16 protein-coding genes (1 of these 16 only partly in view) are annotated in these 21,188 nt (G+C 73.0%); 10 read left to right on the forward strand and 6 right to left on the reverse strand.

All coding sequences use genetic code 11. From position 1 onward, the window contains the following. Window positions 1–560: the 3' portion of a hypothetical protein gene (locus tag WME98_RS14110; protein WP_437951772.1), read on the forward strand. It extends 271 nt beyond the left edge of the window; the window shows 560 of its 831 coding nt (coding positions 272–831); its start codon lies beyond the left edge, outside the window; its stop codon occupies window positions 558–560. An 8-nt stretch (window positions 561–568) separates the two neighbouring features. Further along, window positions 569–1,156 carry a hypothetical protein gene (locus WME98_RS14115; RefSeq protein ID WP_437951773.1) on the forward strand — a complete coding sequence of 196 codons (588 nt, stop codon included), beginning with the start codon at window positions 569–571 and terminating at the stop codon, window positions 1,154–1,156. A gap of 14 nt (window positions 1,157–1,170) precedes the next feature. On the opposite strand, the gene nadA is transcribed toward WME98_RS14115, so the two are convergent. Further along, a complete protein-coding gene (nadA, locus tag WME98_RS14120; protein ID WP_437951774.1) occupies window positions 1,171–2,130 on the reverse strand; it encodes a quinolinate synthase NadA in 960 nt (319 codons plus the stop codon). Window positions 2,131–2,302: 172 nt separating this feature from the next. Here nadA and WME98_RS14125 point away from each other — a divergent pair, with 172 nt between their 5' ends. The 4 genes from WME98_RS14125 to WME98_RS14140 all read left to right on the forward strand — a co-directional run bounded on the left by WME98_RS14125 (window position 2,303) and on the right by WME98_RS14140 (window position 8,167). Beyond that, window positions 2,303–2,641: a DUF3634 family protein gene (locus WME98_RS14125; RefSeq protein WP_020740483.1), complete on the forward strand. Its 339-nt coding sequence runs from the start codon at window positions 2,303–2,305 to the stop codon at window positions 2,639–2,641. A 42-nt stretch (window positions 2,642–2,683) separates the two neighbouring features. Next, entirely contained in the window at window positions 2,684–4,075 is a 1,392-nt protein-coding gene (locus tag WME98_RS14130) for an ABC1 kinase family protein (RefSeq protein WP_437951775.1), read from the forward strand. Between the two features lie 118 nt (window positions 4,076–4,193). Then, a complete protein-coding gene (locus WME98_RS14135) occupies window positions 4,194–6,269 on the forward strand; it encodes a protein kinase domain-containing protein (RefSeq protein ID WP_437951776.1) in 2,076 nt (691 codons plus the stop codon). A gap of 35 nt (window positions 6,270–6,304) precedes the next feature. After that, window positions 6,305–8,167, forward strand: coding sequence for a hypothetical protein (locus WME98_RS14140; RefSeq protein ID WP_437951777.1), 1,863 nt, complete (start codon window positions 6,305–6,307; stop codon window positions 8,165–8,167). Window positions 8,168–8,270: 103 nt separating this feature from the next. Here WME98_RS14140 and WME98_RS14145 read toward each other — a convergent pair whose 3' ends face one another. After that, on the reverse strand, window positions 8,271–10,208 hold the full coding sequence (locus tag WME98_RS14145; protein ID WP_437951778.1) for a ribonuclease R family protein: 1,938 nt from the start codon (window positions 10,206–10,208) through the stop codon (window positions 8,271–8,273). Window positions 10,209–10,551: 343 nt separating this feature from the next. Here WME98_RS14145 and WME98_RS14150 point away from each other — a divergent pair, with 343 nt between their 5' ends. Next, a complete protein-coding gene (locus WME98_RS14150) occupies window positions 10,552–11,043 on the forward strand; it encodes an FHA domain-containing protein (RefSeq protein WP_437951779.1) in 492 nt (163 codons plus the stop codon). A 19-nt stretch (window positions 11,044–11,062) separates the two neighbouring features. On the opposite strand, the gene WME98_RS14155 is transcribed toward WME98_RS14150, so the two are convergent. Together WME98_RS14155 and WME98_RS14160 are read right to left on the reverse strand one after the other, a co-directional pair. After that, entirely contained in the window at window positions 11,063–12,940 is a 1,878-nt protein-coding gene (locus WME98_RS14155) for a PEGA domain-containing protein (RefSeq protein ID WP_437951780.1), read from the reverse strand. Beyond that, on the reverse strand, window positions 12,937–15,705 hold the full coding sequence (locus WME98_RS14160) for a serine/threonine-protein kinase (protein WP_437951781.1): 2,769 nt from the start codon (window positions 15,703–15,705) through the stop codon (window positions 12,937–12,939). Before WME98_RS14160 ends, WME98_RS14155 begins: the two co-directional genes overlap by 4 nt. 429 nt (window positions 15,706–16,134) lie before the next feature. Between WME98_RS14160 and WME98_RS14165 the strand changes: the two genes are divergently transcribed. Both WME98_RS14165 and WME98_RS14170 read left to right on the forward strand, forming a co-directional pair. Next, window positions 16,135–17,532: a cytochrome-c peroxidase gene (locus tag WME98_RS14165; RefSeq protein WP_437951782.1), complete on the forward strand. Its 1,398-nt coding sequence runs from the start codon at window positions 16,135–16,137 to the stop codon at window positions 17,530–17,532. Window positions 17,533–17,758: 226 nt separating this feature from the next. Then, window positions 17,759–18,811, forward strand: a complete 1,053-nt coding sequence (locus WME98_RS14170) for a XylR N-terminal domain-containing protein (RefSeq protein ID WP_437951783.1) — start codon at window positions 17,759–17,761, stop codon at window positions 18,809–18,811. Between the two features lie 102 nt (window positions 18,812–18,913). On the opposite strand, the gene WME98_RS14175 is transcribed toward WME98_RS14170, so the two are convergent. Together WME98_RS14175 and WME98_RS14180 are read right to left on the reverse strand one after the other, a co-directional pair. Continuing rightward, window positions 18,914–19,240, reverse strand: a complete 327-nt coding sequence (locus WME98_RS14175; RefSeq protein WP_061623087.1) for a hypothetical protein — start codon at window positions 19,238–19,240, stop codon at window positions 18,914–18,916. A 116-nt stretch (window positions 19,241–19,356) separates the two neighbouring features. Continuing rightward, complete coding sequence (locus WME98_RS14180) at window positions 19,357–19,911, reverse strand: hypothetical protein (protein WP_061623088.1); 555 nt, start codon at window positions 19,909–19,911, stop codon at window positions 19,357–19,359. A 533-nt stretch (window positions 19,912–20,444) separates the two neighbouring features. Here WME98_RS14180 and WME98_RS14185 point away from each other — a divergent pair. Next, window positions 20,445–21,173, forward strand: a complete 729-nt coding sequence (locus tag WME98_RS14185; protein ID WP_437951784.1) for a caleosin family protein — start codon at window positions 20,445–20,447, stop codon at window positions 21,171–21,173. Window positions 21,174–21,188 lie beyond the last annotated feature (15 nt).

The following is a 21,188-nucleotide window of genomic DNA, read 5'->3' on the forward strand; positions in this document are numbered from 1 at the left end:
TTCGCCTGGAGCCCGCGATCGGGCTCGGGATCCACGCGCGCTGGGAGATCGTCGAGCACCTGCGCTTCTCCGCCTTCGTCGTGCTCGCCCGGCACGAGCTCGCCATGCAGCAAGGCGCGCTCGGGCAGCCCGGCGCGATCACCGCAGAGCCGCGCGAGGACGGCGCGCCCGCCGCGCGCGCCCTCGCGCTCGGCGCGCGCCTCGCGCCGACGCTGCCGCTCGGCGAGCGCGCCCGCTCGTGGATCTCGGTCGGCGTCGGCTACGACCGGTTCGACTTCGGCCGCATGCGGGTCTCCGATCCCGAGGGCGAGTTCACGATCCGCGAGCGCGGCGGCTCGTACGTCGCCATCCCGCTGGGGCTCGGGGTGTCGTTCGACCTCATCCGCAATTGGCTCACGATCGAGCTGGAGAGCTCGGGGGCCTTCCTCCTCGGTCGGGGCGGCGACGCCACGCGCGAGGCCCAGGCCATCGACGGCCTGGGGCGGCGGCGCGCCATCGGCGGGCTGCCGCAGGCGCGAGGCTCGTTCATCCATACCCTCGGCCTCTCCCTGGTGCTGTGATCGCCGCGGTGAGCGAGCGCGCGAGGCGCCTCCTGCTCACCGCCGCGCTCGCCCTCGCGGCGTGCGGCGCTCCGGCCCCGGGGCGCCCGCCGGCGCCGCCGCGCTCGCTCGCGTCCGCGCCGGCGGCGCGCTCGCCTGCGCCGGCGCCGCGCTCGCAGCACGACGGCGTCCGGACGACGCGCGCCGCGAGCGCGGGCGGCCAGGACGACCCGGCGGCCACGGCGGGCGACGACGCCGCGCTGCCCCGGGGGCAGGCGTTCCCGACCGCGTGCGCGATCGACGCGGAGTGCGGCTACGATCCCGCGGGCGAGCGCTGCGGCGCCGATCCGCGGCTGAACCGGCAGCCGCCCGTCACGGACCAGGGGATCGTCTGCTACTGCGACGCCGGCGCGTGCGCGCTGCTCCGCGTGCTGCCCGTGCCGTGCGAGGGGGACCACGACTGCGCCGTGGCCCACGAGCCGCGCCCGCACCCGGTCCGCGCGACGCGGGAGCGGCCCCACGAGGAGGGGCGCCCCTGCCGCGATCTCACGATGTCGACGACGTGCGAGCGGACCAACATCTGCACGCTGCGCCGCCACGCGTGCCCGAGGCGGTGAGCCGCGCGGCGGGCTCAGCTGAGGGCCAGCATGCGATCGATCGGGATGCGCGCGCGCTCGCGCAGCTCGGGCGCCATCTCGAGGCGCGGCGCGAGGTCGCGCAGCGCGAGGTAGACCTTCTCGAGCGTGTTGAGCCGCATGAAGGGGCACTCGTTGCAGGCGCAGTTGCCCTCGGGCGGCCCCTCGATGAACTCCTTCTGCGGCGACGCCTTGCGCATCTGGTGCACGATGCCGCTCTCGGTCGCGACGATGTACTTCGCGGCGTCGTCCGCGATCGTGTACTTGAGCAGCGCGGTCGTCGATCCGATGTAGTCGGCCATCCGCAGGATCGGCTCCTCGCACTCCGGGTGCGCGATGAGCTTCGCGTCCGGGTGGCGCTCGCGCAGCGCGACGATCTTGCGCAGGCTGAACGTCTCGTGCACGAGGCAGCTGCCCTGCCACAGGCGCATCGGGCGGCCCGTCCGCTCGATGAGCCAGCGCCCGAGGTTCTTGTCGGGCGCGAAGAGGATCTCCTGCCCCTCGGGGATCGCGCGGACGATCTTCTCGGCGTTCGACGACGTGCAGATGTAGTCGCTCTCCGCCTTCACCTCGGCGGAGCAGTTGATGTACGAGATCGCGACCGCGCCGGGGTACCGAGCGCGCCAGGCGCGGAAGCGGTCGACGGGGCAGCCGTCGGCGAGCGAGCAGCCGGCCTGCAGGTCGGGCACCACGACGATGCGCTCGGGGTTCAGGATCTTCGCCGTCTCGGCCATGAAGTGCACGCCGGCGAACAGGATGACGTCCGCGGTGGTCTTCTTCGCCTGCTGGGCCAGCTGGAGCGAGTCGCCGAGGAAGTCTGCGAGGTCCTGGATCTCGCCGTCCTGGTAGTAGTGGGCCAGGAGGACGGCGTTCCTGTCCCGCTTCAGGCGGCTGATCTCGTCGTGGAGATCCAGGCGCGGGTCGATGGCGGCAGGCTGGGGCGCGGCGCTCGTCATGAGGTCCTAAGGTAGGCACCGCGCGCCCCCCTGACCAGGGCCCCCGGCCCGGACGGCGCGCGCGGGCGCCGGGAGCCCGCCGCGGTCAGCGTTGACAACGGCCGGCGCGGGCTCACGATCGGGACGCCGCGGGTGAGCCTGGGGGAGGCGCTCTCGTCGTGGGCGGCCCGCCATGTCCTTCCTGATCCCCCTCGCCCTGCTCGCCGTCGTCGTTCCGCTCGCCGTGGCCCTCCTCCGCGCGAACGAGCTATTTTACGTGCGCGTCGAGGGGCGCAACGTCCGGCTGCTCCGGGGCCGGCTGCCCCAGCGCCTGCTCGACGACATCACGGACGTCCTCCGCGCGGCGCCGGTCGGACGGGGCGCGGTGCGGGTCGTGGTCGAGGACCGGAAGGCCCGGGTCCACGTGGAGGGGGACATCTCCCCGGAGCAGGCTCAGCAGCTGAGGAACACCGTGTCCCTGTGGCCGGTTCCGAAGATCCGCGCCGCCCCGAGGCGCCGCGTCGGCGCATGACCGCTCCGCGCCGACCAACGCTACCCTAACGAGTCAGTCCGCATGGCCGACGACAAGCCCAGAGACAAACCGCCGACCTCCAAGCTCGGGCGCCTCGCGCGCCTCGCCGGCCTCGCGCCCCGCACCCTCCCGTTCGCCATCGAGGGCGCGAAGCGCGCCCTCGGCGCGCCGCGGACCGACGAGGAAGAGGCCGAGGCGCGGCGGAAGATGACCCAGGAGGTGAAGAAGACCGCCGAGGCGATGCTGAAGACGCTCGGCGAGATGAAGGGCCTGCCGCTCAAGTTCGGGCAGATGGCGAGCTACATCGACGGGCTCGCGCCGCCGGGGTACGAGGAGAAGTTCCAGGCCACGCTGAAGAAGCTGCTCGACAAGGCGCCGCCCCTGTCGCCCGAGGCCGCGGAGCAGATGGTCATCCAGGAGCTCGGCACGCCGCCCCACGAGGTGTTCGCGGCCTGGGAGCGCGAGCCGTTCGCCGCGGCGAGCATCGGGCAGGTGCACCGGGCGACGACGAAGGCGGGCGAGCGGGTCGCCGTCAAGGTGCAGTACCCGGGCATGGACAGGGCCATCGAGAACGACCTGAAGAGCGTCTCGATGCTCGAGGCGATGATGGCGCCCATCGCCAAGAAGCTGAACGCCCGGCAGACCGTCGACGAGCTCCGCAAGGTCTTCCTGTCCGAGCTCGACTACGCGCGCGAGGCCGAGATGGCGGACCTGTTCCGCCGCATGAACGCCGGGGACGAGGACGTCTACATTCCCCGGATTCACCACAGCCTCACCACGCGGCGGATCATCACGCTCGAGTTCGTCGACGGCATGAGCTACGCCGAGTTCTGCGAGCGCGGCAGCCAGGAGGCGAAGAACCGCGCGGGCCTCTCGATCTGGCGCTTCACCTTCCGCTCGATGCTGCGGTACGGCTGGCTCTACGCCGATCCGCACCCCGGCAACTACCGCTTCTACGAGGACGGCCGGGTCGCGATCCTCGATTTCGGCTGCGTCAAGCAGCTCCCGCCCGACCTCGTGGCGGGCATGAAGCGCTACATGCGCGCCGCCATGGACGCGGACTGGAAGGAGTTCGATCGCGCCTGCGTGGAGGTGCTCGGCTACGATCCGAACGACGAGAGCTGGGATCTCTACCGGAGCTATACGATGGAGCTCATGGTCCCGCTGTGCACGCACGGGACCTGGAAGTGCTCCCCGGAGAAGGCGCGCGAGACCGTGGCCTACCTGACCCGCGGGATCCGGGGGCTCACCTTCAAGGAGGGAGAGAAGATGCCCACCATCCCCCACGTGCCGAAGATGCCGCAGGACTTCACGTTCGTGAATCGGCTGCAGTGGGGGCTCGCGTCCGTGCTGGCGGGGCTCCGGACCGAGGCGGCGTTCCGGCCGACCATCGATCCCTGGGTGCGCGACGGCATGCACCCGATCCCCGATTGAGCCCGGGCCGGTGGCAGGCTCGTCGGCGCCGGGAAGGCACGGGAAGCGAGACGATGTCGCCCCCGCCGCGGCTCTCACCTTGACCTCGATCCCGCGCGCTGTGACATTCGATCGGGGCATGGACGACGAGCGGGCGGCCTGCGAGAGGCGCGTAGGGACGACCCTGCGGGGCAAATGGACGATCGATCGCCTCCTCGGGATCGGCGGGATGGCCGCCGTCTACGCCGCGACCCACAAGATCGGGCGCCGCGAGGCGATCAAGATCCTCCACCCCGAGGTGGCGCGCTCGAAGGACCTGCGCGCCCGGTTCGAGCGGGAGGCGCAGGCGGTCAATCGCTTCCGGCACCCCGGCGTGGTCGAGATCCGCGACATCGACATGACCGAGGACGGCGCGCCGTTCCTCGTGATGGAGCTCCTCGACGGCGAGTCGCTCGCCGACAGGCTCCAGCGGCTCGGCCACATCGAGACGGGCGAGATGCTGCGCCTCATGGACGAGCTGCTCGACGTGCTCGGGGCGGCGCACGATCAGGGGATCATCCACCGCGACATCAAGCTCGACAACCTCTTCGTCGAGCGGACCGGGCGCCTCAAGGTGCTCGATTTCGGCATCGCCCGCATGCGCGACGGCGTGAAGACGGCGATGCGGACCCGGACGGGCGCGACGCTCGGGACCGTGTCGTACATGGCCCCGGAGCAGGTGCGCGGCATCTCGGTCGACCACCGGGCGGACCTCTTCGCCGCGGGCGCGACGATGTTCCGGCTGATCGCGAAGCGGCGCATCCACGAGGCGCGCACGGAGTCCGAGCTGCTCGTGAAGATGGCGACCATGGCGGCGCCGCCGCTCGCGAGCGTCGCGCCGGAGGCGCCGCCGGGGCTGTGCGCCCTCGTGGACAGGGCGCTCGCGTTCGATCGCGACCGGCGCTACCCGGACGCCCGCACGATGCAGGCGGACATGCGGGCGCTCCTGCGCGGAGAGCCGCCGCCGTTCGCGTCGGCGCGGCTCGCGGCGGGGGACACGCCGTCGGCGGGCGCGCCGCAGCCCTCGCCGATGCTCGCGGCGCCCGCCTCGGTGGAGGCGCCGGCCGAGCCGCCGCCGCGGCCGGCGGCCCCCTCGGGGGCGAGGTGGAACGAGATGGGCTCGGCGCCCGCGATCGGGCCGGATCCCGGCCCCGGCGGAGCGACCTCGTGGGAGGCCGCCACGGTGGCGGCGCCCGGGGCCCAGGGCGCGAGCGTCATGGATGCCGCCCAGGCGCGCGGAGGCCATCCGAGCCTCGCGCAGATCGGCCCCGGCGCTCCGAACGGGCCGCCGTCGGCCCTGCACAACACCGGAGCAGGCCACGCCGGGATGCACGGCGCGCCCGCCTCGCTCCACGGCGGCAGCGCGCCCCACAGCGCGCCCGCCGCGCTCCACAACACCGGCGCGTCCTACGGCGCGCCCGCCGCGCTCCACAACACCGGCGCGTCCTACGGCGCGCCCGCCGCGCTCCACAACACCGGCGCTTCTTACGGCGCCCCCGCCGCGCTCCACAACACCGGCGCTTCTTACGGCGCCCCCGCCGCGCTCCACAACACCGGCGCTTCTTACGGCGCCCCCGCCGCGCTCCACAACACCGGCGCTTCTTACGGCGCCCCCGCCGCGCTGCACGCCGCCAGCATGCCCCACAGCGCGCCGGCCTCGCTCCACAACACCGGCGCGTCCTACGGCGCCCCCGCCGCGTCGCACGCCGCCAGCATGCCCCACAGCGCGCCGGCCTCGCTCCACAACACCGGCGCGTCCTACGGCGCCCCCGCGTCGCAGCACGCCCCGAGCGCCCCCTACGGCGAGCAGCCGGCCGCCGGCTGGGCGCCGCGCCGCGCTCCGCCGAAGCAGCCGCCGAAGCTCGTGATCCTGCTCGCGATCGGCGGCGTGGCGCTCGTGATCGCGAGCGTGGTCGCGGTGTGGATGGCGCTCCGCGACGAGCCCAAGAGCGACGCGGTCCAGCAGCACGACCTGCTCCCCGCGCAGAGCGCGAGCGAGAGGCCCACCCAGCTCTCCCCGTCCGAGATCGCCGACGAGCCGCCGCGCGCCCTGGAGGCGCCGGAGACGATGCGCCCGGACCCGCCCGGCGCCTCATCGAGCGCGCCGCCGCCCGTCAGCACGATCATCATCGACTTGAAGAAGAAGCGCCAGACGAGAAAGCCACATCAGGACTGAAGTCAACATCGCCGAACATGGAGCTCCATCCCCTGATGGTCACGAGGACAACCCTGCGCGCTCGATCGATGCTCGTCGGGTCTGCGCTCGTTCTCATGCTCCCTGGCGCGTGCTCGGACCCGGTGCCCTTCAACCCGAGGCCCGACGCCGGGGGCGGCGGCGGCGGCGGCAGCGGAGGTGGCACCGGAGGCGCGCCGCTCTGCAGCGCCGGCGAGGAGCAGGCTTGCTATCCCGGCCCCGCGGACACCGAGGGCGTCGGCGTGTGCGCGGCCGGCGTGCGGAGGTGCCTGCCGGACGGCCAGGGCTTCGGCGACTGCGAGGGCGCCGTGGTCCCGAAGCTCGAGGACTGCAGCACCACCCTGGACGACGACTGCGACGGCGAGACGAACGAGGCCGACGCGGGGTGCGTGTGCACCCCGGGCCAGATCGAGACCTGCTACAGCGGCTCCGACGACACGAAGGGCGTCGGGCTCTGCGCGCCGGGGCTCCGGATGTGCGACATCACGGGGACGTCGTGGCGGCCGTGCGTCGGCGAGGTCACCCCGGCGACCGAGACGTGCGCGGACGACACCGACGAGGACTGCGACGGCTTCGCCTGCAGCGCGCCGCTCTGGTCGGCCCTCTACGGCGACCCGAACATCCAGAGCGCGACGGGCGTCGGCGTCGACGCGGACGGGAACATCTATATCGGCGGCACCTTCTCGGGGACCCTCAAGTTCGGCGACGAGACGCTGGTGAGCATCGGCACCGCCGACGTGTACGTCGCGAGCTTCGACGCGACCGGAGCCCACCGCTGGAGCGCGAGGTTCGGCGGCAGCGGCGCCGAGACGCTCAACGGGCTCGCGGTGACGCCCGACGGCAAGCTCGTCATCGGCGGGACGTTCTACGGGTCGTTCACGTTCGGCAGCGCGACGTTGAGCAGCGTCAACGCGCTCGACAGCTTCGTGGCCACGCTGGACAGAGACGGCACCCCCGGCTGGGCACGCCAGATCGGGGACAGCGCGGATCAGACGCTGCGCTCCATCGCGGTGGACGCGGCCGGCAACATCGTGATCGCCGGCTACTTCAGCGGAGCGCTGCTCTGCTCGGCGCCGCCCCTCCCGGTCTGCGCCAGCAGCGAGGGCGGCACCGACATCTTCGTGCGGAAGTACGATCCGCTCGGCGCCGTCCTGTGGACCAGGATCTACGGGGACACCTCGAACCAGTTCGCCACCAGCGTGGCCGTCGACGCCGCGGGCAGCGTGTTCCTCACCGGCCGGTACAACGGCACGCTGACCGTCGGGAGCCGGCAGGTGCGGAACACCGGGCTCGGGCCGAACCTGTTCGTCCTCAAGCTCGACAGCAACGGGAACGGCGTCTGGCTCTCGGACTACGGCGACACGGCCTCGCAGGCGGGCACCGGGATCACCGTCACCCCGTCCGGCGCGGTGGTCGTGACGGGGACGTACCTGGGCAAGCTCGACTTCGGCCCTGAGCTGAGCCTCCAGGCCAACGACGCACAGACGGCGTTCGTGGTGTCGCTCGCCCCCGACGGCACGCCCGCGTGGGCGCGGTCGTTCGCCGGCGACGGCTCGCAGGAGAGCATGGCGATCGCCGCGGATGCAGCCGGCAACGTGGTGGTGACCGGCGCGGCGCAGGGCGTGATCGCCCTCGGCGACGAGCCGCTCCGGAGCGGCGGCGGCTTCGACGCCTTCGTCGCGAAGCTCGACCCGCAGGGCAAGACCCTCTGGGGGAAGGTGCTCGGCGCCGCCGGCAACCAGAAGTCGAACGCGACGGCCATCTCGCCCGTGAACGGCGCCATCGTGCTCTGCGGTACGGCCGAGGGGCGGATCGACTTCGGGCTCGGCGAGCACACGGCGAACGGCACCGACGCGTTCGTCGTGAGCCTGTCGCCGTAGCCGCCAGGCGCCGCAGGAGCGGCTGCGCCAGGTGCTCACGAGCGGCGGCCGCGCGCGCGCCGTGAGCCGCCGCCGCGGCCGCGGGCGCGCGCCGCGGCCCGGGTCACGCGGCGCCGCGGGCGCCCGCGGGGACGAGATCGACGCGGCCGAGCTCCTCGTTCGTCGACGCGATGGCGGCGCGGATCGGCTCGCCGACGCCGTAGCGGCGGCTCGCGCCGACGAGCGCCTGGGCGGCGGCGTCGATCCGGTACGGGCCCTCCGGCAGCGCCTCCAGCGCGATCGTGCCCGTCGCGCCGGACTCGACCATCTGGACGACGAGGCCGAACGGCTTGATGGACACGATGTTGCCCTCGATCTCCTCGCCGATCCGGGAGGCGAACAGGCGCGCCACGAGCATGCGGTGCCGCTCCGTCTCGGCCTTGCCGGCGCTGCGCGCCCGCGCGTTCAGGTGGTGGGCGAGCGACGCCAGCGCCTCGGCGTCCACGCGCTGATCGCGCCGGCCCTGGAGGTAGCCCTTGATGACGCGGTGCACGGCGAGGTCGGCATAGCGGCGGATCGGGGACGTGAAGTGCAGGTACAGCGGGGCGCCGAGGCCGAAATGCAGGCCCCCGGCGGCCGTGTAGCGGGCCGGGCCGAGCGCCTTGCCGAGCACGGTGCGGATGGCGGGCGCGAGCTCCGAGCCGCGGTACTGCGCCTCGAACGCCGCGAGGCCGAGGGGGCTCAGGCGCGGGCCGAACCCGGCCTCGACGCCGAAGTTGTGCGCGAAGCGCTCGAGCGCCTGGACGCGCTCCTCGGTGGGCTCGTCGTGGACGCGAAAGACGCACGGGAGCCCGCGCGCCACGAGCCAGCTGGCCACGGCCTCGTTCGCCGCCACCATCAGCCGCTCGACGAGGCGGTGCGCGCCGGTGTCCGAGCGCGGCGAGACGCCGGTCGGCTCGCGCGTCTCGGCGTCCAGCGTCACGTAGGCCTCGTCGCGGTCGAGCTCGACGCCGCCGCGCGCGGCGCGGACCGTCGACAGCCGCGCGGCCGCGGTGCGGAGCCAGCGCACGACCGGCCACGCCGCCTCGGGGATGCCGGCGGACCGGCCCGTCGTGAGGAACTCCTCGACGGCGTCGTACGAGAGGCGGGCGTGCGAGCGGATCACGCTCTCGTGGAGATCGACCGCGGTGACGCCGCCCTCGGGATCGACGCGCAGCTCGGCCGTGACCGCGAGCCGATCGACCCCCGGGAGCAGGCTCGCCGCCTCGCTGGAGATCGACTCGGGGAGCATCGGGATGACGCGGCCGGCGAGGTAGACGCTCGTGCCGCGGGCGCGGGCCTCGAGATCGTGCGGCGAGCCCTCCTGGACGAACGCGTCCACGTCGGCGATCGACACGAACACGCGGAGCGCGCCGTCGGGCCCGGCCGGCATCACGGCGAGGGCGTCGTCGATGTCGGTGGTGACGGGCGCGTCGATGGTGACCGTGGTGAGCTCGCGCAGGTCGCGGCGGCCCCGCGCGAGCTCGCGCTCGATCGACACCGCCGCCGCCGCCGCGCGCGACGCCTCGACGACCTCGCCCGGGAACACGGCGCGCACGCCGTTGCGGGCGAGGCAGCGCTCGATGCCGAGATCGGCGCCCGGCGCGACGACCCGCGCCGGGACGACGACCGCGCCCTCGATGACGGCGACCACCGCGGTGCCCTCGGCGAGGTCGTCGGCGGCGCCCGGCTTGAACGGCCAGTCCGTGTTGGAGACGAGGCGATCGACCCGGAGGTGCGGCCGCTTCGCGTGCGACACGACCGTCCCGAAGAGCTCGGCGCGATCGCGATGGACGAGGGCGAGCTGCGACGCGCTGTAGCGGCCCGGCTCCGCCTCGACGACCACCGCGTCCACGACGTCGCCGTCGAGGAACGGGTTCAGATCGGGCGGCGTGATGAAGGCGGTCGCCGGGACCAGAGGCGGCCTGCCCGGCGCCCCTCCTTTCTCCGGAGAGGCCTCGATGTTCAGGAACCCGAAGCCGCGCGGGTTGACCGAGATGCGTCCACGAACCAGTGCGTGCATGGGCGCGGAAGGTACGCCAGGTCGCGGCGTTTTTGAGCGCAGTCTGCCCGGCGAGCCGCCGCATCGATGCCGAGGCGCGACCGCGCGGCGAGAAACAGGGGTGATGCGCCCCCAGGGCACCACGTGCGCTTACATCGGAACACCGATTCTGACTCGAGGCGCGCCGCGCGGCGCCTTGGAGACGCAATGTGCGCCAGCGCAATGGCGGCCGCGAGACCGCGCTGCTGAGACGTGGGCGTGTCGCTACGGCAAAGTACGCTCACCCACGTTCCGCTCCTCGGGATCGGCTTATACTCGGCGCATCGTGGAAGAATCAGGGGACATCATCGAGCTAGCGCGTCTGATGCCTCGGGACCGCTTCGTCCGCAGGGTGACGAACCTGCTCCTCGTGGTGTCCGAGGCTGGTGCGGACAACCAGCAATTTGCCTTCCGGACGGTCGCCGCCTCGCCCGCGGCGCACCGCAAGCCGCCGCCTCCGCCCGGTCCGACCAGCGAGGTGCTCGAGGTCGTCAAGGCGAAGGGCAATCCGTATCCCGATCAGATCTCGGTGGGCCGCACGCGCAACTGCGATGTGGTGCTGCGCCACCCGTCGGTCTCGAAGCTGCACGCGCACTTCCGGCAGAGCGCGCAGGGGCAGCTCGTGCTCATCGACAACGGCTCACAGAACGGGACCCGCGTGAACGGCAAGCTGCTCTCCGAGAACGAGCCGGCGGAGGTCGCGGTCGGCGATGTAATCCAGTTCGGCCGGCTCACGGCCTCGCTGCTCGACGCGGCGCGCCTCTTCGACGTCGTGCGGGAGCAGGCGCGCCACGAGAGGGACCAGGCGAGCCGATGAGCGCCGCGGCCGCCGGCGCTCAGAACCGGTATCCCACGGCGACGTTCGGAAGGAACATCGTGAACGTGCCGTGGGCCAGCTCCTCGAACACGACCTTCTTGCCCGGCGCGCAGTCGACCGTCGGGTCCGCCTCGTTGCAGTCGGCGCCGACGACGTAGGTGCTGCCCGTCTCGAGCGGCGGGCCGTCGACGAGGAAGAAGGCGACGCCGAGGCCGGCGCTGGCGGTGATTCGCCCGAGCTTCAGCCGCAGCCTGAGCTCCGGCATCGCGAACGGGGCGGCGGCGCGGACGCCGTTGCCCGCGTTCTGCACGGCCACGGCGACGGTCCTCCGCGCGTCGGACGCCGCGCCGGTCACCGCGTCGCGCATCTCGGCCAGCACCACGCCGAGCCCGAGCGCGCCGCCGACGTCGAACCAGGACGACAGCGCATAATGGTAGCTGCCGCCGACCATCACGGTCACGCCGGCAAGGTCGATGTCGTCCTGGAACGTGTACCGGATGGGGAGCCGCGCCGTGCCCCCGCCCGGCGCGAGGTACGTCGTGTCGAGGGAGCGCTCGAGCGCCGTGTGGAGGCTCAGGTACCCGGCCGTGAGCTCGATGGCGGCGCCGATCGGGAATTCGTAGCTGCCGCGCAGGCCGGCGAGGAAGCCGGAGGGGCGCGAGACGTTGGAGCAGCGGAAGCTGCCGCAGCTCCGCTCGGCGTCGCTCTCGAGCGACGAGGCGAAGGCGTAGCCGGAGGCCGCCTCCAGCCGGAAGACACCGATCCTCCGCCCCCAGCGCGGGTGGGCCTCGTCGACGGCGAGCGGCAGGACGATATCGCCCGTCGTCGTCCGATCGACGGTCGTGCGGAGCGTGCGCGCGAAATAGCCCGGCTCGTGCGCCTCGAAGGTGTGGCGCCCGAGCGGCAGCGCCCCCCGCCACTGCCCCTTGCCGACCGGGACGCCGTTGATGGCCAGATCCGCGCTGAGCGGCTGGGCGACGACGCGGACCTCCTCGCCGAGCGGGCCCGCCTCGACCGTGGCGACCGCGAGCTGCCCCGCGACGACGTTCGCCTCGCGCGGCGCGGAGCCGAGGTTGCCCTTGCGCACCGAATAGAAATGCGGACCGGGCGCGAGCGCGCCCTCCCACGGCAGCTGCCCGATGAGCGTGCCGTCGATGAAGAGATCCGCGCCGACGAGCCGCTCGTCCTCGATCTTCAGCCGCCCCGTGTTGGCGAGCGGCTCGAGCTTCGCGTCCACCGCGGCGGTCTCGGCGACCCGGACGGTCACGATCGCCTCGAACGTGCGCCAGCCGTCCTTGACGACGCGGAGCGTGTGCCCCCCGGGGAGCAGCCGGATCGGGCCGGAGACGGGGATGCGGCCGCGCGGCCTGCCGTCGATGAGCACCAGGCCATCGACGTTCGACGAGACGAGGACGCTGCCGATCCGCGCCCTCAGCGCGGCGATCGTGGACGCGACGCTCCTGCGCTCCGGCTCGCCGAGCTCGGCGCGAAAATCGGTGAGCAGCGCCTCGTAGAGCTCGAGCGCCTCGTCGTAACGACCGAGCTGATCGAGGCAGAACGCGGCGTTGAGGGTGTTGGGCACCGACGCGACGAGCCGGCGCGATCGCAGGTAGAGCTCGAGCGCGCGCTGGCAGTCGCCGATCTTGCGCAGCTCGTTGCCCTCCTGAAAGAGCGCCTTGGCCCGGGCGAGCGCCTCGTCGGCCGACGCGGTGGGCGCGGGCGCCGCGGAGGGCGTCGGCGGCGCTGCGGACGGCGAGGGCGCGGGCGCCGCGGCAGGCGGCGCCGGCTCGGGCTGCGCGAGGGCCGGCGGCGCAAGCGCCGCGAGCGCCGCGAGCGCCGCGGCGGACACCGCGACGGAGCGCCGCGCGGCGCGAGGGGCGCGCGGCGTCCGGATCACCACCGATCGACCGGCATCACCGCGGTCGGGGCCGGCGGGGCCGCGGGCGCCCCCGTGGAGGACGTGGACCCATCGGCCGGCGCGGAGGAGCCGCGCGGCGCGCGGCGCGGCCGGTCGCGGCGCGGGGCCGGCGCGGACGCCGCGGCCGAGGCAGAGGCCGTCGCGGGCGGCTCGAGCTCGATGCGATCGGGCAGGAGCCGGCCGTCGCTCAGCATGAACACCGTCTCCTTCGTGGTCGCGCCGCCGCGGCTCACCTCGACCTCGAACGTGTCGCCGGCCTGGCCGGTCAGGTCGAGCCGGCCATCGCTCACCGGGCGCTCCGCGCCGTTGACCCGCACCGTCGCCTCCTTCGGGAGCGTCACGACCGCGGTGAAGGACGCGGGCGTCGGCGCGGGCGCGGGCGTCGGCGGGGGCGCTGCGGGCGGCGCGGGCTCGCTCTGCGCGGCGGGCGGCGCGCGCACCTCGCCGCCGGTCGAGGCGCGCAGGGCGAGGCCGCCGCCGACCGCGGCGAGGGCCACCGCCGTGACCGCCGCCCCGACGAAGCGCCGCCGCGCGGCGCCCGCGGGCGCCTGCGACGCCGTGAACGAGCTGCCGCCGATCGAGCGATCCTCCCCCTCGGCGGAGCGGGCGAGCCTCGACTCGCTGCGCAGCGCGGACATCGGGGTGGCGCCGGCGCGCCGCTCCGCATCGATGCCGCGCAGCTGATCCAGCGTGACGACCTCGGTCCCCTCCGCGTGCGGCTCGAGCGCGGCGATCAGCTGCTCCATGCTCTGCCATCGCTCCCCGGGATCGCGCTTCAGGCCGCGGTGCACGACGGAGGCGAGCGCCGGATCGAGCCACGGCGCGGCCGCGGCGAGCGGCGGCGCGCGCTCGGTGCAGATCGACAGCAGCAGCTCGGCGAGCGAGGCGTTCGGATCCCAGGGGCAGCTCCCGCAGAGCGCCTGGTAGAGTGAGACGGAGAGGCTCCAGACGTCGGAGCGGCGATCGACGTCCCTCGCCATCTTCGCCTGCTCGGGCGACATGTAGATCGGCGACCCGAGCACGCCGCCGGCGCGCGTGAGCTCGTGCGAGACGCCGTCGCCGGTGCGCTTCGCGATGCCGAAATCGCAGACCTTGACCACGAGCCGGCGGTCGCTCGAGGACGGCGGGCGGATCGAGCCGGACGGGCGGCGCGTCGACGGCGGCGGGCGGATCGAGCCGGAGAGGCGCTGGCCGGAGGGCGGCGGCCTGACCGAGCTCGATCCGCGGCGGGTCGACGGCGGCGGCGCCGCCGCGAGGGCGCCGCGCTGGGTGGACGGCGGCGGCGCGATCGAGCTCGACGCCCGGCTCATCGCAGCCTCGAACGGCGCGTGCAGGAAGAGGTTCGCCGGCTTGATGTCGCGGTGCACGATCCCCTCGGCGTGCGCCGCCGCGAGCCCGCGCGCCGCCTGGATGAAGACGCGCACGACCGGCGCCGGCTCGAGCGGCCCGCGCATCCGGAGGAGCCTGGCGAGATCGACGCCGTGCAAGAGCTCCATGATGATGAACGGGGTGGCGAGCGTGAGATCCGTCCCGAGCTCGAACGTCTTGACCACGTGCGGGCTCTGGATCGCGGTCACCGCGCGCGCCTCGCGGATGAAGCGGCGCACGGCGTGGTCGTCCTGCCCGACGGCGCTCTTGAAGATGACCTTGGCCGCGACCCGCCGCCCCTCCGGCGACTCCGCCTCGTAGACGGCGCCCATGCCGCCGCGCCCGATCAGGCGGCGCACCGCGTACCGGCCGCCGAGCTCGCGGCCGACGAGCGGATCGGTCTCGGCGCCGGCGCGCTCGGCGATCGCCTCGCGCAGCTCGGGATCGAGCGGCCTCAGCATGTCGATCGTGATCCGCTCCTCGCCGCCGGAGGCGGCGCGCAGCGCCTCGGCGAACGCCTCGATCGACGGGTAGCGCCGGTCCACGTCGCTGTGCAGCGCGAGCGAGAGCGCGGTCGCGAGGCGCGCCTCGATCCACGGGGCGCGGTCCTGGATCGACGGCAGCTGCGCGAGGGGCGACGGCGCGTCCGCCGCGGTGTCCGCCGGGCCGAAGTCGGCGGTGTCCGCCGTGACGTCGAGCTCGGCCCACGGCGAGACGCCGCAGAGCATCTCGTAGAGCGTCGCCGCCAGGCCGAACACGTCGCCCCGGACGTCCGCGGCGCGATCCCGCGGCCCCGACTCGTCGCGCTGGGGACCGGTGCTCCTCGCCTTGCCCGGATCGGAGGCGGCCGTGTCGTAGCCCTTCGAGAGCCCGAAGCCGAAGACGCGGACCAGGATCTCGCCGGTCGGGAGGTGCTCCAGGAAGAGGCGCGGCGGGCGGACGTCGCGGTAAACGAGGCCCGCGGCGTGGACCGCCGAGAGCCCCGCGGCGGCCTGGAGCGCGATCCGCACGGCGACCTCGGGCGCGAGCGGGCCCGTCTCGGCGAGGAGGGCGGCGACGTCGGTGCCGTCGAGCAGCGGCATCACGAGGTAGGCGAGATCTCGCTCGAGGTCGTGGCCGGCGTCGACGATCGGGACGACGTGGGCGTTGTCGAGCTTCGACGTGACGCTCGCCTCGCGGCTGAGCCGCGACAGCGTGTCCTCGGTGACGACGTCGGGCCGCAGGACCTTCAGCGCGACGCGGCGGCCGGAGGGGCTCCGGGCCTCGAATACGACGCCGAACCCCTGCGCGGAGAGGACGCGGGCGACCCGATATCCCCCGGTGAGCGCGCCCCCCACGAGCGCCGTCGGATCCGCCAGAGTTGCTGTCCGGCCCATCACCTCAAGCATACGACGTCCCATCGCGCCCCACAAAGCGTGAGTATCGGGCGACCTCGGAGGCGCGCTGCGCGGGGGCGCCGCACCGACGCGGAGCGCCGGCCACACACCTACAACGACGCCACGCGGCCGCGTGGTCACGCCGCGCCGCGAGCGGCCACGCCGCGCCGCGAGCGGCCACGCCGCGCCGCGCCGCAGCGTCGCCGCCGAATGTAGGCGCGGCAACCGCAGATAACGCGGTAACCGGACTCCCGGAGACGCAGTAAGTCTATTGAATCATGGAAGATTGTCCTTGCCGGTCGCCGACTCACAACATTAGATTTCCCAGCATCCGATTCACCGCCGCTCGGCCAGGATCTGGGCAGGACTGGTTGATCTCACGGACGCGCACCGACGCGCGCCTCCCCCGCCGGGGGAGCTGGAGGCACCATGACCCTGCGATCTCTCGTGCCGGCGCTCGCCGCCCTGGCGACCTGTCTCGTCGTGACGCTCCTCCTCGCGCGCCCGGCGCTCGCCAAGGGCTCTCACGTCGATGAGCAACTCGAGGCGACGCTCGCCCGACACGGCTTCACCGGAGAGATCGAGTCCACGCTGGAGTCGCGCCTCGGGCGGAGGCTCGACCGGAAGCTGGCGAAGCTCGGGCGTGAGCTGTTCTTCGACAGCATCCTCGGCCTGAACGACGACAACTCGTGCTCAGGGTGCCACTCGCCCACCGCGGGCTTCGCCGACACACAGTCGATCGCCATCGGGATCGAGAACAACGGCGTCGTCGGCCCGCGCCGCGCGGGGCCGCGCAACCAGCGCCGCGCGCCCACCGTCATCAACACGGCCTTTTACCCCACCCTGATGTGGAACTCGCGGTTCTTCGCCGTGTCCGGCGACCCCTTCGACAACAGCGAGGGCTTCTCGTTCACCTCGCCGGAGGGGATGTCGCTCTCGTCCCTGCCCCACCTGCTCACCGCGCAGGCGTTCATCCCGCCGACCGAGATCCCCGAGATGACCGGGTACGAGGCGCCGGCGTCGCACGACGTCGTGCGCGAGGAGGTCGCCGCGCGCGTGAACGACGTCGAGGCGTACCGCCGCCGGTTCGGCAAGCGGTTCGACGCGGTGAAGCGCGGGAAGCCCATCACCTACGAGATGATCGCCGCCGCCATCGCCGAGTTCGAGATGTCGCTCACGTTCGCCGACGCGCCCATCGACCGGTTCGCCCGCGGCCGGCGGAGCGCGATGACGCTGGAGCAGAAGCGCGGCGCGCTGCTCTTCTTCGGCGAGGCGCGGTGCGTCCGCTGCCACGCGGTGTCGGGGCCGTCGAACGAGATGTTCAGCGACTTCCAGCAGCACGCCATCGGCGTCCCGCAGATCGCGCCGACCGACGACCCGGCGCTCTCGAACGTCGTCTTCGACGGCCCGAACGGCGATGAGGACTTCGGGCTGGAGCAGGTCACGGGCGACCCGGCCGACCGGTACAAGTTCAGGACCCCGCCGCTGCGCAACGTCGCCCTCCAGCCCACGTTCTTCCACAACGGCTCGTTCACGTCGCTGGAGGGCGCCATCCGCCACCACCTCGACGTCTACACGTCGGCCACGGAGTACACGAACGCTCACCTCGATCGGGACCTGCGGGGCGAGATGGGCCCGCTCGCGCCGGTGCTCGCCGCCGTCGACCCCCTGCTGGAGGGGCCGATCGAGCTCTCGGAGCAGGAGATCCGCTGGCTCTCTGCCTTCGTCGGCGAGGCGCTGCTCGACCCGCGCGCGACGCCGAAGCAGCTCAGGAAGCTCATTCCGGACGAGGTCCCGAGCGGGCGCCCGGTCCACCGCTTCCAGTAGCCGCGGCTGGGCGGCGGCGCTCCGCCGGGCGCGGCGCTCTCGCGCAGCGCCGCCGCCCCCACGATGCTCGCTCCACCATCGCGATCTCTGCTCTGCCCTCTTGGCTTCGAAGGCTGTATCTGCCAACCTCCCTGGCCACCGAACATGTTCTCTGCATGCGATGCATGAGCCCGTTAGCCGCCAGATTTAGCCGCCAGATGATGACGCGCTGAGCGGACCACGCTACATGGACCACCGCCCGCGCGGGGAGGAGATCTTGAAGGTCAACGAGTTCGATCTTAGCAAAGTCCTGGAATTTCATCCTGCCATGGGCAAAATCCTCCTGGGCAGCGACCGGATGTTGATCTTCCGGCAGGACGCCTTTGCACACCTCCGCAAGCTGCTCTACTCGCAGCTCGGCGAGGCGATGGCGCGCGCGCTGCTCACGCAGTTCGGCTATCGGTGCGGCGCAGGAGATCATGAGTCGATGTCGACCCGGTATTCCTGGGATACGGAGCTCGACCAGCTCGCGGCCGGGCCCGTGATGCACACATGGGAAGGCATCGTCCATGTCGAGCCGACGAAGATCGATTTTGACAGGAAGGCCGGCCGGTTTCACATGACGGTGCTCTGGCGTCACTCGTACGAGGCGGAGGTGCACGTCAGGGAGTTCGGGCTGTCGACGGTCCCGGTGTGCCACTCGCTCGCCGGCTACGCGAGCGGCTGGTCCTCTGCCTTTTTTGGCGCGCCGCTGATCGCGATCGAGCACGCATGCGCAGGGATGGGGGCGCCTGAGTGTCGTGTCGAGATTCAATCGCCTGAGGCCTGGGGCCCCGAGGCGACCCCGTGGAAAGAGTCGCTCGCGGCGACGAGCTACTCCATCGCGCGCGAGCTCGAGGAGAAGCTCAAGACGATCGAGCGCCAGAAGGCGGCCATCTCCGCGCTGTCCGCGCCGATCATCAAGGTATGGGAGGGCGTGCTCGCGCTGCCGCTCGTCGGTGTGATGGATTCGACGCGGGCGGCCCGGGTCACGGAGGCTCTCCTCGAGGCCGTGGTCCAGAGCGGATCGCGCTACATCCTCCTCGATCTCACCGGGATCGATGCCGTCGATACCGCGACGGCGAACCACTTCGTGAAGATCATCCGAGCGGTCTCGCTGCTCGGAGCGCGGCTCATCATCACCGGCATCGCGCCCGCGGTGGCGCAAACCGTGGTGGGTCTGGGCGTGAACCTCGACCAGGTGCAGACGCTGGCGACATTGAAGGACGGGCTCAAGACATGCATACAGCAGATGGGCTGACGCGCGGCCGGACGGCCCCGCGCCGCGCCGACGGGCAGCGGCTCTTCGGCCTGCACCGAGGGGGGGCCCGCCGGCCTTGATAGCGTCTGCTGGCGGGCGGAGCTAGCTGCGCTGGAGGCAGCTGTTCAGCGACTCCAGCTGGATGCTGCACTCCTCCTCGTACTTCGCCGGATCGCAGTTGTCCTCGGCGTGGTTTCGGCACTCGAGGTAGGACTCCCACGCGTCCTCGCAGCCAGCCTCCTCGGCCTGCTCCGTCTCCGCGCCGCAGGCGTCCAGGCAGCTGTCCTCGGTCATGGGAGCGCCCGGGCACTCCACCGCTCGCTCGCAGAGCTCAGGACAGCCCTCCTCGCCGTGGCCGCTGCTGCAGGCGGCGAGGGCGAGCGCGGCGAGGGCGAGCGCGGCGAGCGCCATGCGTGTCATCACCTTCATCGGGCCATCGTACCACGAGCGCGGCGCCGCGCGCGCCGGCGCGGGCCCCGGAGAGAGGAGCCCCGCCGCCGGAGCTGCGCGGGGCGCCAGGGCGCCCTCGCCGGAGAGGGGGCGGCTCAGGGCAGGAGCCGGGAGATGAAGCTCCACTTCGTCGAGCGGCCGGACTTCATCGCGAGGACCGTGGTCACGCCGATGACCCCCGCCGTGAGGGCGATGTTGAGCGGCCCCATGACGTTGAGCAGCTGCTGCAGCCCCGCCGCCTTCGCGGGCGTGCGCGGCGACGGCGTGTCGCCGTCCCGGATCGGCACGGCGCGGCCGGGCGCCTGCTCGCTCATCTCACGTCCGCTCACCATGTTGACGAGGCTCGTCGCGAGCGTCGCGCCGAGCAGGAAGTCCTTGAGGCGCACCAGACTGCGGGTCTCCTCGTCGATCGATCGCCCCGAGATCATCGTCCGCCCGATGAACCAGGTGGCCGCGGCAGTTCCCAGCGAGATCGCGTTGACGAGGTTGTATCGTTGCCATGCGTCGGCGAGCACCTTGCCGCGCTCGGCCTCGGAATGGATATCCTTGACCGCCTGGTGCAGCGCCAGCCGGCCGAAGAGAGGGCCGCCGAACCCCGCGGCGAGACCGAGCTCATGCAGTACCCATGCAGACGTCGAGAGTGTTGCCATATCGTTCCACCTCGTCGCGACGCGCCAAGCAAGATTGTGCCCAGCGCCGGACCGCGCTCCGTGATCCAGGCCGACGCAGGCGCGCCGGCCCGGCAGCGCGCCCGCCCGCGTGAGAGGACAAGGCGCGCGCACCCGGCGAGCGCGCCGGGTCGGCCATGCTCGTCGCGGCGAGCGGCCGGCCCGGCGCGCGCCGCCCGCGCTGAGACATTCGCTCACGACCGGGCGGCGGCGGACGTGGGAAGCCTCCTTCACGGATCCCTCTCCGGACGAACGCGCACGAAGCCCTCTCCGGACGAACGCGACCACCGCCCCGCGCGGCGCCTTTGCGGCCGAGTGCGCCAGCCTGGGCCATTTTTGTGACCGCTGGCCCACTCACGAGGCAATTGGCCTCACGTTGCGGTGCCGGCCGCGACGCGAGACCAGCGGGTTGCGAGCCCCGCCCCGTTGCGCGCGGCGTCGGCCCGCATCGTGCTTCCGCGCCCGGCCAGGCACGCGCGCCAAGGTCGCGGCCGCGGACGCGGGAGAGGAGCACCATGGACAAGCTGAACGGCGGACCGAGGACCTTCGAGCCGACCAAGCCATCACGGGTGCCCGGGAGCGCGGCGGACGGCGGACCGCCGCCGCGCGGCGCGGCCCAGGGCGAGGGGCGCGGGCCGGCGGCGTTCGTGTCGGCGTCGGCGACGGGGGACGCGCGCGGCGCGCAGCCGGCGGCGCTCGGCGACAGGACGGCGCTCGAGATGCACTCGGCCTTCTTCGACAGGAACCACGACGGCATCATCACCCTCCGCGAGACCTATGAAGGGCTCCGCGCGATCGGGATCGGGCGGGTGCTCTCCGCGTGGTTCGCGCTCGTCATCAACGGGGCGCTCGGGCTCCCGACGTCCCGATCGTTCGTCCCCACGCTCTCGATCACGCTCGAGAACATCCACCGAGCGAAGCACGCGAGCGACACGGGCGTCTACGACAAGGACGGCAGGTTCGATCCGCAGAAGTTCGACGAGCTGTTCGCGCGCTGGGACAAGGACCGCGACGGCGCCCTGAACGCGCGCGAGCTCGTGGCGCGCACGCTGGGAGATCGCGACCTGCTCGACGTGTTCGGGTTCCTCGCGTCGGCGGGCGAGTGGGCGGTGCTCTATGCGCTCGCCGGCAAAGGGGGGAAGCTGACGCGCGAGCAGCTGCGCCGGATGTACGACGGGACGCTCTTCTACGAGCTCGAGCGAGAGAAGCAGGCCGCCAGAACGAGCGTGAGCGCGCCGGCGTGATCCACGGAATCGGCG

The sequence above is a fragment of the Sorangium sp. So ce296 genome (genome assembly GCF_051529605.1).
Lineage (GTDB): Bacteria > Myxococcota_A > Polyangia > Polyangiales > Polyangiaceae > Sorangium > Sorangium cellulosum_D.